This is a genomic window from Aquimarina sp. EL_43 (assembly GCF_943422735.1).
GTDB lineage: Bacteria > Bacteroidota > Bacteroidia > Flavobacteriales > Flavobacteriaceae > Aquimarina > Aquimarina megaterium.
This window is the reverse complement of sequence record NZ_CALSBR010000001.1, coordinates 3,050,496-3,064,862: the sequence shown is the minus strand read 5'-3', so window position 1 is coordinate 3,064,862 and position 14,367 is coordinate 3,050,496. Positions and strand designations below refer to the sequence as shown.

Sequence of the window (14,367 nt, the reverse complement as noted above, 5' to 3'; positions counted from 1 at the left end):
AAAAAAGCCATCCTGAAAAGACTTCGGGACGGCTTTTATTTATCTTTTGTAAAAGAATAGGTTACTGTCCTTTTACTTTGCTTTTAAATTGCTCAAATTTTCCTAATTTCTTTCTTTTAGGCCAGCTATTATTAGAGGTATCAATATCTGCTGTCTCTTGTTTAGGATCAACGACAATTTTAGAAATCTCTTTCTCAGAAGCTACAGCTCTTTTTACCTCAACATCATTTTTTCTCCAAATTTCTGCAGGATATGTTATTGTCTCTGTTGTTCCATCTTCATAGGTGTATTCTACGATCAATGGCATTACAAGTCCACCTGGTTTTTCAAAGGTAATCTCATAGAAAAACTTAGGTTGTTTAAGTTTTTCACGCTCTTTAACAGAAAAATTATCCATTAGATATGCTTTTAATGTTTTAGCATCACTAATAATATTTCCATTCTTTTTAATCGTTTCATATTCTTCGCTTCCCTCTTTAACCATATATACAAGTGGTCCTAGATCTTCAACTTTAGCACCTACAGATGCAGCATATTCTTTTACTCTTTTATTTGGTTCTTTAGAAACTACAAATTTCTTCACTTCTTTCACTCCAATATCGGTATAATCTGTGGTATAGAACCATCCTCTCCAAAACCAATCTAGATCAAAAGCAGAAGCATCTTCCATAGTTCTAAAAAAGTCTTCTGGTGTTGGGTGTTTAAACATCCATCGCTGAGAATATGTTCTAAATGAATAATCAAAAAGATCTCTTCCCATTACGGTTTCTCTTAGGATATTTAAGCCTGTTGCTGGTTTTGAGTATGCATTAGGTCCGAATTGGTGAATATTATTAGATTGAGACATAATTGGAGATAGGAAATTTTGATTTCCACTCATATACGGTACAATCTTTTTTGCTGGCCCACGACGAGATGGATATTTTTTATCATTCCCTAATGCTTTTGGATACCATTCTCCAAAATCTTGTTCTGCAACATATTGCACAAAAGTATTAAGGCCTTCATCCATCCAAGTCCATTGTCTTTCATCACTATTCACGATCATCGGGAAAAAGTTATGGCCAACTTCGTGGATAATTACACTCATCATTCCATATTTTACACGATCGCTATAGCTACCATCAGGCTTTGGTCTTCCGTAATTCCAGCAAATCATAGGGTACTCCATACCTTGATTTTTTGCATGTACAGAGATGGCTTTGTGATATGGGTAATCGAAGGTCATTCGGCTATACGATTTTAATGTACTAGCTACTACCTTTGTAGACCAATCTTCCCAAAGAGGATTTCCTTCTTTTGGGTACATCGATACTGCCATTATATCTTTCCCTCCAATCTTAACAGCCATCATGTCCCAAATAAATCTTCTTGAAGTAGCAAAACCAAAGTCACGTACATTTTCGGCTTTTAGTTTCCAGGTTTTCTTTTTTTCTGAAAATGTTTTTTCTTTTGCTATAGCTTCTTTTTGAGTTACAATAACAACTGGTTTATCATATGATTTCTTTGCTGCTTCATAGCGGCTCATCATGTCTTTTGTAAATACTTCTTTTCTATTTACTAATACTCCGGTTCCGTCTAAAATATGATCTGCAGGAACAGTAATATTTACTTCGAAGTTACCAAATGGTAATGCAAACTCTCCTCTACCCCAAAACTGGTGATTTTGCCACCCTTCAACATCGTTATACACTGCCATACGGGGATAAAACTGAGCGATAACATACGCTCTATTTCCATCCTCAAACTCTTCATATCCAGATCTACCTCTACCATTTACATGATCATTAATATTGTACCACCAATCAATTGAGAATACAAATTTCTCGCCAGATGCCAAATCTTTAGGCATCTCTACACGCATCATAGTTCTATTGATTGTATATTTAAGTGGATTTCCACTACTATCCTTTACTGCAGTAATATTAAATCCACCGTCAAAAGGTTCTGCAAGATATTTATTTAAAAAACCTCCTGGTGTTGTTGCAGGATCAATTCCATTTGATTGAATTAATGGAGTTTTAGAGTCTTTAGCTCTCATATTCTGATCCAGTTGTACCCAAAGGAATTCTAAATCATCAGGAGAATTGTTAGTATATGTAATGGTTTCTTTTCCTGATAGTTTTTTGTTTTTATCATCAAGTTCAATATCCATCTTATAATCAGCCTGTTGCTGGTAATAAGCCGGACCCGGGGCTCCAGAACCTGTTCTGTACATGTTGGGAGTTGCAAACTCGTCGTACATTTGTTTGAATTTGTTCTGATTAGTATGCCCTAATTCACGAACATTTTTAGCCTCTTCTTGATTTTGAGCATATGAAATACCCGATATCAAAAAAGTCACCGAAAGGACTAAAAGTATCTTTTTCATTGTAATGGTTTTGAATTTAATGTTATGATTTCGCAAAGTAATTGTTTTTTAAAAGTTTAGTGATTTATTCACTAAACTTTAACATCCCCAAAGCTTTTTCTTTTTCAAGTATAAGACTTTTGCGTTGATTTCCTTTTTTAACGTGAACAATATTCTGTTGTTCTTCAAAAAGGTCCATCAAAACTTGATTTGTGATTTCTATAGTATTTAAAGAAGTAATATTTTCTATTTCTAAATAACAAATGATAAGATCATCTTCATACTCTTTTCCTAAAAATGTAAAAGAAACTTCTTCTCCATTCACTACAAATTGTAGTTTCTGACCAAGATATGTTGCTAAATTTTTATCTACTCTCAGACTTTCTTCATCTTTATCTAAATTAGTAGACTCATCATATCGTACTTTTAGAAGTTCTTCTATATCATCAACAAAAACCCTGGATACAATTTGTAACGACTGTTGTTTTGCATTATAATCTACCTGAGTTACACTTACATAAAACTTATGCGCAGTTGTAAAAGAACTTAGTGAAACAGACACTACAAAAAGAAAGAGCAGTAAGGTTTTGTTCATCATCTAAAATTTGTAAAGCGTTAAATGTAATTAATTTTAATGGTATGCATTAAAAAATTATGCCAAACTTCTTACCATTAGAAACAAAGAGTTAAAATCTATTCTCTTGTTAGTAAAATTTAACTATCTGCAGCAATATATTCATTGTTTGTTTACCACAAACTCTTTTCGTTTATCTGAGAATATTTTTAATACCACATTGTGATTTTCTTTGCCAAATTCATATTGAATATCACTAGTTTGAATACATAATAATAAAAAGTCATATATTTTCTCTTCGGGGAGGTTGTATACTGTAGACAAAAATTGTTTACCATAAAAATCCTGAATAGCCTCTAAACTATTATTTTCTTTATCTAATTTCCTTGTTGTTTTTAAGGTTTTATAATATCCTGATAAATTTTTATAAGTTGCTTCAATATCTAGTCTAAATCCTATGCCATAAAACATAATAGCTTTATGCATTGGCACAATTTCCTCCGCCTGAACTCCATCATAAACAGGTATTCCAACATCTTCAGGGCTAAACAATTCTTCTGTCTTTATATCCTTAATATCAGTATTTAAATTACCTGATAATTGCACCCCTACAATTACTTCATCTAATTCGTTAAGGTTTTCTTTTAGCGTAACATTAAATTCTTTATTGTCATACATATCTTTATTTACCACAATAACCTTTAGATCGTATTGAACAGATGAAATAACAAACACATCTCCTATAGTTGCTTCTATAAAGAAAACCCCTTCTTTATTTGTAATTGTAAATAGATTGGCTGTTTTATTAATTATATGAATTCCTTCTGAACTATCATTTTCTATTACTCCTTTTATCATTTTTCTTTGGCAGAAAACAGAAAGAAAGAAGAAATGAAATAAAATTATAGTTACGTATTTTTTCTGCACTTATGGTTGTTAAAATTCACTATTAAAGACAAACTATATCCAATCATGTTGCATTCATATCATTTTTTATAATTTTTTAGAAATCAAACTTTAGGCCATAACAAAAAGTAACTAATCCAGCTCTTTGTGTTCTTTATAAGATTTTGCCTTTGTCTGAAAAAACTCTACCAGTGTTAACCTTTTAGAATTTTCAAGAAGGTTTTTAAAATATTCATCCTTGGCACAGTAATACATAAAATCGGTTATCAAATCTTCTGGTAATTGTAGTGCTTCTACAAAGAAGGTAGTATTAAAAGTCGTTTCTCCTCTTTGTACTATTGCATCAAGATCTTCTAATGCTTTAATTCTCTTTAGTTTTTTTAATTTTCCGCTTAGATAATTAATGGGTCTATCAATTATCCCACTTCTTGCTGTATAGATTCTTCTTTCGGCTTTTGTTGGCTGTGGTTTATCGCTAAACGGAAGACCCAATGTCCTATTATCTACAAAAGGTTGTAACTCTACGATACCTACGTCTTTATCAAGGTTACCCGAAAGCTCTGTAGTACTAATCCTTACTTGTTCTAATTGTTGTACTATGGGATATAGTACAATTGTAATCCTTTTATCCTGAAGCTGATCCTGCTTAACTACAATTGATCGTATTTGATATTGAACAGAAGAAAAAACAATGGAGTCCCCTGGACTTGCAGGTATTTCAAAAAATCCCTGCTCATCATTTGTTGTTCCTATTTCTTTAGTGAAATTTACAATATTAATGGCGTACCCTTGTAGGGAATCGGCAACAATTTTTCCTTGAAGTTTTTCAGATTGACCAAAAGTTTGTAATGAAATAATTAGAGGTAGAAATAGTAGTAATCTTATCATATAAATATCATCAGAAATGATCTTTATATAATACCACTAAATAAAGATCTTCTCTACCAAAGACGATATAACTAACATAGAATTACAAAAGCTCCTTTTTGGCCTACCTTATTTCTTATGATAAAGCTTACTTTGATATGCCAAAAACTGTAAAAGATCGAGTTCTTTTCCTGATTCAAAATACTTTGCATTTAAGCCATTTTCTTCAGCAAAAAAGATAAAATCATTAATCTGATCTATTTCTAATGCCAGATAATCTTTAAAAAACTCATCATTATACAAATCTCTAACCCTAACATCAATATCTGAAGAGTACTTTTTCTTTTTAGAAGTTTTCTTAGTATTATAAAACAATTTAAAAAGGTTGACAAAATTTAACCCGTTAATCATTCTATCTTCTAAGAACACTTTATTTTCTAATGGAGACAACTCATCTGGTCTAAAATCATAATCGGTATCATTAATTCTCGAAGACGTCTCTTCTGCTACATCTCCTATACCACTTTGACTAAATCCTATCTTTTTTACATCTACAGACACATTACCAGCTAAGTCATATGGGGTTACCACAACTTCTTCTAGTTGGTTTACAGATTCGTTAAGAAAAATATTTAATCTCTTAGTATCTACTATTCCTTTATCTACCAGTATCACAAAGTTCTGATATTGCATTGCCACAACTTCAATCCGATCATTAATACCAGCACCTATTTTAAACTTTCCATCCTTGGTAGTAATTGTACCTTTATTGGTACTGCGATTATAGACTACCACACCTTCTACATCATCTCCAATGGGCGCACTAACTTTTCCATGAATCATAACTCTTGAAGTAATTTGGGCTATAGATGTACTAACTATAAGGCAAGCAAAAAGAACAGATAATTTTATCTTCATAACAAACGAGGTTAATTTTATTTTTTAAGATACTACATTTTTTTATTTTCACAGAAGATTTCTAGATAAGAAAACGTTAAACTACTTTTATAAAAAAAATCTAATGACAAACTGTATTATTGCAAGTACATCTACACTTCACGGAAGTGAACCTTTGGCATATTTACAAGACACTTTAATCGACTTATACTCAGGTATTGAGGAAATACTTTTTATACCTTATGCTCGTCCGGGCGGAATTTCTCATGACGAATACACCATAGGTATCAATAATATTTTTAAAAAAATAAATAAAAGAATAGTTAGCATACATATGTTTTCAGATCCTATAGAAGCTATTAAAAACGCTAAAGGTATCTATACTGGAGGCGGAAATACATTTCTATTGGTGGATCAATTATACCGAAATGGAGTTATAGAACCATTAAAAGAAGCCGTTCTTTCTGGAGTACCTTATCTGGGAACAAGTGCAGGAAGTAATATTTGTGGTCTTAATATGAAAACTACAAATGATATGCCTATTGTATACCCTCCAAACTTTGCAACATTGGGTATCGTACCATTTAATATTAATCCACATTATCTTGATCCTGATCCTAATTCGACACATAAAGGAGAAACCCGAGAAACTCGAATTAAAGAATTTCATAATCTAAATCCGCAACCCGTGGTAGGTTTAAGAGAAGGAAGTTGGTTAAAAGTTTATGACAATAAAATAACTCTGGAAGGAAATTTAAGTGCTAGAATTTTTGAAAAAGACAAAGACCCCTACGAAGTAGAAACGGGTAGCTCATTATCTGGATTAAATTAAAAATTATACTGTGGATTATCAACAAATACTTAACGAGATAAGATCAGAACTACCGTCGATACATTATACTGGAAAAGTAGCTTCGTATATTCCTGAATTAGCTAAAATTGAACCAAAAAAATTTGGGATGCATTTGCATTGTATTAATTCTGGTCATTATAATTTTGGAGATCATAATGAACGGTTTTCTATTCAAAGTATCTCGAAAGTATTTGCTTTAACTATGGCAATGTCATTATTAGATGATGAATTATTTGAGCGTGTGGATGTAGAGCCCTCTGGAGACCCTTTTAACTCTTTGGTACAATTAGAATATGAGAATGGAATTCCCAGGAACCCATTTATAAATGCAGGGGCCTTAGTAATTTGTGATGTTTTAATATCTCAATTAAAAGACCCTAAAAAAGATTTTCTCGATTTCATACATAAAATCACTGGCTGTACAGATATTGATATCAACCCAAAAGTTTTTAAATCTGAAAAAGATTATAGTCACCGCAATGCCGCCTTATTAAATCTAATGAAATCTTTTGGCAATATTAAAAATGATATTGAAACCGTACTTGATTTTTATATTTATCAATGTTCTGTAGAAATGTCTTGCAAAGAGCTTTCTACTGCATTTATGATATACGCCAATGGCGGAAAACGATTATTTAACAAAGAACGAATATTGTCATCCAGAAAGGTAAAACGTATTAATGCAATAATGCAGACGTGCGGTTTTTATGATGAAGCAGGTGAGTTTAGTTATAGAGTAGGTTTACCCGGAAAAAGTGGTGTTGGCGGAGGAATTGTAGCAGTGCACCCAGGGCAATATGCCGTAGCAGTATGGAGCCCACCTTTGAATCCCAAAGGAAACTCAGAACTTGGGATGCTTGCTTTAGAACGATTAACTACTCTAACAGGATTATCTATTTTTTAAGATTCAAAATTTGTAGTATTTGATAAAACAAGTAATTTTATAAACAACTAATTACTAAAATTTATTTTTTTGAATATATCCCCAAAAAAGAAAACATTATATTTTGTTATTGTTATGATCATAATCACTACAATAACCTATCTCAATCATTTTGATAATTCTTTTCATTTTGATGATATTCACACTATTGTTGAAAATCCTAACATAAGAAGCTTAAAAAATATTCCTGCTTTTTTCAAAGATGGAACAACAATAAGTTCATTACCACAAAATCAAACATATAGACCAATTGTTACCACATCCTTAGCTATTGATTACTGGTTAGGTGATGGGTATACACCTTTCTTCTTTCATATAACATCCTATATTTTATTCCTTTTACAAGGAGTTTTACTTTTCTTTTTTACAAAAAAAATTCTTGATCTATCTTTTAACGACACTTATAATTTTTATGTAGCTAGCGCAATTACTCTATGGTACATGCTACATCCTGTTATGGCAGAAACCGTTAATTATATTATTGCAAGATCTGATTTGCTATCTACATTCTTTATACTTCTTGCATTTGTATTATATCAATATTCAGCCTTTTCGAAAAAATATTATTTATACCTTATTCCATTAACAATAGGGGCTTTAGCAAAACCTACCGCTATTATGTTCGCCCCTTTATTCTTATGCTATGTATTACTTTTTGAAGAAAACATAAGCTTTAATACCTTTTTTTCATCAAAATCTACAAATAAAACCATTCGTGCAATAGTAAAATCTATCCCGGTAATAATTTTTTGTGTCCTCATATATGTCTTTCATCATATAATGACTCCGGATACTTTTACTACTGGATCATCTGAAACATTTAACTATCTTATTACACAACCTTATGTAATTTTTTATTATTTCACAAGCGTTTTTCTTCCCATTAACCTTAGCGCGGATACAGATTGGACTGTTTTACAAACAATTTGGTCGTATAAATACCTTATAGGTATACTATTTTTATCTATAGCAGCTTATGTTATATTTATTACCTCTAAAAAAGAAAAATACCGCCCTATTTGTTTTGGATTGTTATGGTTTTTTATAACACTCGCTCCTACTTCTAGTTTTATTCCGTTGGCAGAAGTTATGAATGATCATCGCATGTTTTTCCCCTATGTAGGCTTAATACTTAGTGTAGGTTGGTCACTGAATTTGTTCCTCCAATATCTTAGAAACAAGTATCATTTTCGATTTTCGTTTCTACCAATTCCCATTCTTATAATATTATCTATTTATGCTTTTGGGACCTATTTAAGAAATGAAGTATGGCATAATGATGAAACTCTATGGAAAGATGTCACTATTAAAAGCCCAAAAAACGCCAGAGGATTGATGAATTATGGGATTACAAAAATGAAAAAAGGAGAATATGATAATGCAGAAACATATTTTAAAAAAGCGCTAAAAATAAGGCCTTTTTATCCATTTTTACATATAAATCTCGGTATATTATATAATGCAAAAGAAAATAGTGCGTTAGCAGAAGAACATTTTAAAAAAGCTATAGAATACGGAGCTAACTATTATAATTCATGGTTTTACTATGGGAAATTTTTATGGGAAAAATCTAGAAATGAAGAATCTATTGATAAACTATCTCAGTCACTAGAATTATCTCCATATAGTATAGAAACACGCATATTACTTATGGAAAACTATCTAAAGTTAGAAGATTGGAAAAATTTAAATCTACTAGCTTCCAGCACTCTTGAGATCGATAAAGATAACAAAAGAGCACAATCCTTTTTAGTGGCAAGTATCGAGAAAAATAGCGCATTAGCAATTGAAGAAAAAAACATTGCAAATGACCCTACGCCTGAAAAATATTTTAATCTGAGTTTCAAGTATTATCAAAAAAAACAATATCGTAAATCCATATCTATTGCTAAAAAAGCCATAGCCCTAAACCCTAATTATGTAGAAGCCTACAATAATATATGTAGTGCTCATAATCTTTTGGGAGAATATGAAAAAGCAATTAAAGCGTGTAAAAAAGCAATTGAACTAGCTCCAAATTATCAACTTGCAAAAAACAATCTTGAAGATATTGTTAATCGTAAAACTAAAATAGATTATCAAATTAATCTATTAAAAGAAGATGTTAGCGAAGAAAATTACTTGAATCTAAGCGTATTATATTACAATTATGGATTGTTTGAAAAATGTATAAAAATAGCTGAAGAAGGAGTTATAATATATCCCAACTCTGATAAGCTTTATAATAACATTTGTACTGCACATAACGTCTTAAAAAACTGGAATAAAGCTATTGAAGCAGGGAAAAAAGGGTTAGTAATAAATCCAGACAATCAACTTTTAAAGAATAATTATAATGTAGCTTTAAAAAACATACAACAATAGCAAATAAGTAAACGTAATATAACAACTTAATACGCATCAAAATCTAATGCATCGAATTGTATTTTAGAAAAATCAAATTCTCTACCATTTCCAGTAAGATCTTTAAAAATTAAATTAAGTGGCGATGGCCTCATTTTTAATGGAATATCAAAATAAAAAGATTTTTTCCAATCGATAGTATTATCAATACCCATCCATAGCTTAATAGGCATCAAACTCAGAGTACGTGTATGATTATCATCAATACTATATTCTTTGTCAAATTCTTTAAGAATTGCTTGTATCCCAAAACGATCTGTTGGAGCTAAAATTCTATTATTTTTGATTTTGTACTGTAATTCGGGGTTAGATATACGCCATTGTATTGTATCCTCATTCCAAATTCTTTGATAATCAACATTGTAATCATCTTTTTCACGTGTAATTGGGCCCCAACCTAGTTTAGCATCAAGCATTCCTATAAATTGAAAATCTAATTTCTTCAAAAAACCTGATGTACTTTGGGCATTAGCAACTCCGATTATAAAACTAAACCCTTGATTCGCTGCTTCTTTATAACTTTCATTTGCCAACTTAGGAAACAATTTTTTTCCTCTATGTTCAGGATGTGTTGCTGTATTTAATGACAATAATCCCTTCTCTTCTTTACCATAAATTTTAGCTTTGATTGGCATCAATGCATAATGAGCTGCTAAGGTAGCTCCTTCATATGCATTATAACCCATCATTGGTCCATCGGGGTTATCTACATATTGCCAAACAACAAAAGTTTCTGTATATTTCTTAGCATGAGGAAAAGTAATTTTCAATAGATTTGTAATCTCTTTAATCGATGTTTCATCTGTCCGAATAGGCAAAAAATTGTAACTCATCTATTTTAATATTAAATCTAAACTTTCCTGAAAGCTTTTTAACTTTACTTCTATTTTTTTTTGATCTTCTTTTGTTTCAAAAGTTGTCAATTTCTTTAATCCCAACACACTTTCTGAAGATATCGGTATTTTCACATTAATTCCTTCAAAAAATTTGCACGCTAAATACAACATAAAAGTTGGAATTGGAATAAAAATTAATTTCCTACCTAATCGTTGCGCCAATTCTTTATAAAAAACTTTCATAGTCACCACCTCTTGATGCGCTACCTTAAAAACCCCAGTCAATTCTTTCTTGATGAGAGTTTTCTCAATAATCTTACCTAAATCTTCTATATAAATGGTTTGCAAAGGCTGTACTCCACCTCCTACCAATGGAAAGATACTGGATGTTTTCATTCGACCAATCATTTCCGACAAAATCCCTTTTTCTCCTATTACAAATCCAATCTTTAACACTATATCTTTTTCTAAATCAAACAACTCTTCACATCGCAATTTTGTGATTCCATAGTGTGAAACTGCTTTATCATGTGCTGAAAATGAAGAAAGAAAGGCTACTTTTATTTTTTTTTGTGTACAGATAGAAACTATTTTTCTAGTACCTTCTAGATTGATTTCATCTGCGTTAGTATTTTTTTCATACCTGAGATACGCAGCATGAATTAGAAAATCTACACCATCGAAGTAGGTTGATTCTTTACATTCTTCCAAATTGTATTGAACATAGGTAACATCCTCATACTTTTCTTTTGGAAAACTATGAACAAATGCTTTTATTTTCCATTTTTTTATTCTAAAATAATCTACCAGGTATTTACCTAAGAAACCATTTGCTCCAGTAATAATAATAGTGGGTTTATTCATAATCAAGAACATTTCTAGCTACCCTATTAGCATTTGCCATTAGAGTTAATGTTAATCCCTTTGCCGGTAAATATTTGAATCCCGATCCATCAGCTACAAATACATTTTTTGTCCCTCCTAATTTACCCGATTTAGAAATAGTAAAAAGGTCTCCACCTTCATCAAATGGTAAAGTTCCTCCGTAATGAATACTCCCGCCAATGGGAGTACGAATTGTTTTTAATGGAAAACATCCTAAAACCCTTAATGCTTTTCTAATTTTTTTCTCTCTGGCATGATTTATCCTTTGTTCATCATCAGACAATATATATTGACCAGTCAAAATATCTCCTGTATAGCTTGAAACATCTTTCTTCATTGATATAAACTTTGAATCTGATCCTTTATCAGGGTGATGGATACCTGCTATCGTAAAAGAAGAGTGCAAAAATTGCATTATAATTCTGGCATCAGCAAAGTTAAGAGGAGTCTCTTTGATTAACTTAAACAACAAAAGTGATCTATAACTAAATAATGCGGCCATACTTACATCAAAATTATCTTTATTTTCATCAATAAAAAGTAGTAATTGAGCAAAACTGGTTTTATATTGTTCAATTTTTTTACCTAAACGTCTCCATTGCAAACAGGGAATATAAGAATACGGATTACAAATTATAGGAAGTTTTTCTTTCTTATAATCAAAAGATCTAAGAACAATACGGGCTGTCCCTAATACACCAGGTGATAAAATTAGTTTCTTACATACAAAAACTTGTTCTTCATTGGTATCAATTCTTTTCACATAAACTTCGATTTTGTTTTCTTGCTCTTTAAATTTGATCACCAAACATTTCTTATGATAATCAAAATTTGGTTTTTTCAACAATTCGTCAATAGTAATCCAAGATCTGTACGCTGACTTATTAGAATCGCTCCAAAACCCCATATCACTGTACTTAACAGCAGAGCGATTGTTCCAATCCTTTGTAAGTAAAGCCAACCCTGATCGGCCAATAAATATATTTTTTTTATTCAGTTTATTCTTATTGGTATAATAAGCATTAAAAATTCCTTTTAAGTTATCTTCAATTTTTGTTGGTGATTGTATATCCTTCAAATTTCTTATACTATATGGGCTTCCATCATCTTTTGCTCCAGATATTCCAATATAAGAAGCCACTTCCTGATACGCAGATAACATTTCTGACTCATTCAACCCTAAGGCTTCTAATTCCAATTTAGAAAAAACATAACAACCTAATCCCCAACCGCCACCTAATCCACCTTTTGCTGTACTTTCCATCGGTTGAAAACTATTTGATTCAAAAGGCAATAATTTCTCAGAGAATCTTGTTAAAAAACTTCTTGGAGGTGTTAGCTGGGAACCGACTCTTGTGGTTTCCCAAGGAATTCCTTCAAATTTATTTCCCAAAAAATAAGAATGCTGTAACTCGTCATTTTCGCGTATTGTTCGAAAATCAGCGTTAGGAATCACATCTTTATATACCTTATCCTCTTCTCCAATATCCAACAACCCAACTTGCTCCCCTTTATCCACAAGAGTTTTTGCTGCTATTGCTCCTGTAGCCCCCGAACCTACAACTATATAATCATAATTCAACTGCATTTCGATCTAATATTTGTAATAATTATTACTCCAAAAAGAGCTCTAAAAACAGCTCGGAAACCAACCATTCCTAGTCTAAAAAAGTAAAAAAAGGAATATCGCTGTGATAAAAAAAACATAGTATAGTTTGGTGAAGCTTCCAATATGGCGAGCATTGTGAAAATTTTTCTTCTCACTATATTATTCGGATCTTTTATTGCTAAACCGCCATCTATACATGCCATTCTCCACTTACTTTTAAGCATATTAGATAATAGCCTTTGTTCATATATTGTTAATTGAAGATTAAATTGAGTCATTGCTGACACATAGCTACTCTCTTCCTTTCTTTTCAAAGGAGCAGAGATTAAATAATCTGTAATTCGATTTGCTTCTACAATGTAATCTCTATTTTCCTTCATTCAAAAGTTCAATATAACTTTTATAAGTAATGATACTTGGATTAAAAATATCCATAATTTTATGGAGTCTTGGGCATACTCCTTTTCGATTAAAATACATTAATTTATTATAAATCCAATTATCATTAATCTCAGGATGCATAAATTTTTCTTGTTCTGTATCAATATCATAAGGATGAAAATAACTAGTTATCGCCCTGTTTTTATTATAATGAAAATTAAAGCTTTTTTTTATAAAATAGAAAGGTAAAAATCTAAAATATACTCCCCCCGAGAATGGCACTTTAAAAAATCTCCCTTCACGCAGACTTACTGGTATTTCCCATAAATCGGTGTTCATTTTTCTGGGGTCTTCTCCAAATTCTTTCCATCCATATAAAGGGTTTTTTGCAGGAAGTACCGAACTAGAATATTTAAATCCTAAATCTGTCAAAACACCAAAAGCCCATTCTGTATCTTTAGTTATAGAGTATGTTGGTGCTCGATATCCTATAAGCTCTTTTGCTCCTGCATTATATAGATTATCCATATTTCGTTGTAGATCATCTCGAAACTCTTCTTCGCTTTGCCTTGTTACCGGAATATGTTTGTTTGAATGACAGGCAATTTCATGCCCTTCTGCAGTTATAGTTTTAATCAGGTCTGGATAATGTTTTGGAATATCTCCAACAGTAAAAAATGTAGCTTTTGCCTTATATAAATTTAAAAAATCTAAATATTCTTCTGTTAATTTTTCAACACTTGGATTATATCTTAATCCATCATTAACACGTAAACGAACATCCTCTAAATCAACGCTAAACAAAAAAATATTTTCTTTTTTATCAAATTTCATTATTCGACAATTATAAGTACTTATTTCTC

At 31.3% G+C, this 14,367-nt stretch carries 13 protein-coding genes; 3 read left to right on the top strand and 10 right to left on the bottom strand.

The genetic code is table 11. From position 1 onward, the window contains the following. Window positions 1-61: 61 nt before the first annotated feature. The 5 genes from NNL09_RS12955 to NNL09_RS12935 form a co-directional block, all read right to left on the bottom strand. The gene (locus NNL09_RS12955) at window positions 62-2,371 is read right to left on the bottom strand and encodes a M1 family metallopeptidase (protein ID WP_025666550.1); all 2,310 of its coding nucleotides are present in this window, start codon (window positions 2,369-2,371) and stop codon (window positions 62-64) included. A 64-nt stretch (window positions 2,372-2,435) separates the two neighbouring features. Next, entirely contained in the window at window positions 2,436-2,945 is a 510-nt protein-coding gene (locus tag NNL09_RS12950; RefSeq protein WP_025666549.1) for a DUF6702 family protein, read from the bottom strand. Between the two features lie 141 nt (window positions 2,946-3,086). Next, on the bottom strand, window positions 3,087-3,782 hold the full coding sequence (locus tag NNL09_RS12945; RefSeq protein WP_196909504.1) for a hypothetical protein: 696 nt from the start codon (window positions 3,780-3,782) through the stop codon (window positions 3,087-3,089). 180 nt (window positions 3,783-3,962) lie between these two features. Then, complete coding sequence (locus tag NNL09_RS12940) at window positions 3,963-4,718, bottom strand: hypothetical protein (RefSeq protein ID WP_196909503.1); 756 nt, start codon at window positions 4,716-4,718, stop codon at window positions 3,963-3,965. A 108-nt stretch (window positions 4,719-4,826) separates the two neighbouring features. Then, window positions 4,827-5,615: a carboxypeptidase-like regulatory domain-containing protein gene (locus tag NNL09_RS12935; protein ID WP_025666546.1), complete on the bottom strand. Its 789-nt coding sequence runs from the start codon at window positions 5,613-5,615 to the stop codon at window positions 4,827-4,829. A 103-nt stretch (window positions 5,616-5,718) separates the two neighbouring features. Between NNL09_RS12935 and pepE the strand changes: the two genes are divergently transcribed. The 3 genes from pepE (at window position 5,719) to NNL09_RS12920 (ending at window position 9,754) form a co-directional block, all read left to right on the top strand. Next, window positions 5,719-6,426: a dipeptidase PepE gene (gene pepE / locus NNL09_RS12930; protein ID WP_196909502.1), complete on the top strand. Its 708-nt coding sequence runs from the start codon at window positions 5,719-5,721 to the stop codon at window positions 6,424-6,426. A 10-nt stretch (window positions 6,427-6,436) separates the two neighbouring features. After that, a complete protein-coding gene (locus NNL09_RS12925) occupies window positions 6,437-7,351 on the top strand; it encodes a glutaminase (protein WP_196909501.1) in 915 nt (304 codons plus the stop codon). Between the two features lie 69 nt (window positions 7,352-7,420). Continuing rightward, on the top strand, window positions 7,421-9,754 hold the full coding sequence (locus tag NNL09_RS12920; RefSeq protein ID WP_196909500.1) for a lipopolysaccharide assembly protein LapB: 2,334 nt from the start codon (window positions 7,421-7,423) through the stop codon (window positions 9,752-9,754). 26 nt (window positions 9,755-9,780) lie between these two features. Here NNL09_RS12920 and NNL09_RS12915 read toward each other — a convergent pair whose 3' ends face one another. Genes NNL09_RS12915 through NNL09_RS12895 form a run of 5 tightly spaced genes read right to left on the bottom strand, consistent with a single transcriptional unit; the run spans window position 9,781 to window position 14,338 of the window. Next, window positions 9,781-10,626 (bottom strand): GNAT family N-acetyltransferase, encoded by an 846-nt coding sequence (locus tag NNL09_RS12915; RefSeq protein WP_025666542.1) that lies wholly within the window; start codon window positions 10,624-10,626, stop codon window positions 9,781-9,783. After that, entirely contained in the window at window positions 10,627-11,493 is an 867-nt protein-coding gene (locus NNL09_RS12910) for an NAD(P)-dependent oxidoreductase (protein WP_196909499.1), read from the bottom strand. After that, window positions 11,486-13,102 (bottom strand): hypothetical protein, encoded by a 1,617-nt coding sequence (locus NNL09_RS12905; RefSeq protein WP_196909498.1) that lies wholly within the window; start codon window positions 13,100-13,102, stop codon window positions 11,486-11,488. The genes NNL09_RS12910 and NNL09_RS12905 overlap by 8 nt, the downstream gene beginning before the upstream one ends. Further along, window positions 13,093-13,503 carry a hypothetical protein gene (locus tag NNL09_RS12900; RefSeq protein ID WP_196909497.1) on the bottom strand — a complete coding sequence of 137 codons (411 nt, stop codon included), beginning with the start codon at window positions 13,501-13,503 and terminating at the stop codon, window positions 13,093-13,095. The genes NNL09_RS12905 and NNL09_RS12900 overlap by 10 nt, the downstream gene beginning before the upstream one ends. Then, the gene (locus NNL09_RS12895; protein WP_196909496.1) at window positions 13,490-14,338 is read right to left on the bottom strand and encodes a polysaccharide deacetylase family protein; all 849 of its coding nucleotides are present in this window, start codon (window positions 14,336-14,338) and stop codon (window positions 13,490-13,492) included. Before NNL09_RS12895 ends, NNL09_RS12900 begins: the two co-directional genes overlap by 14 nt. Window positions 14,339-14,367 lie beyond the last annotated feature (29 nt).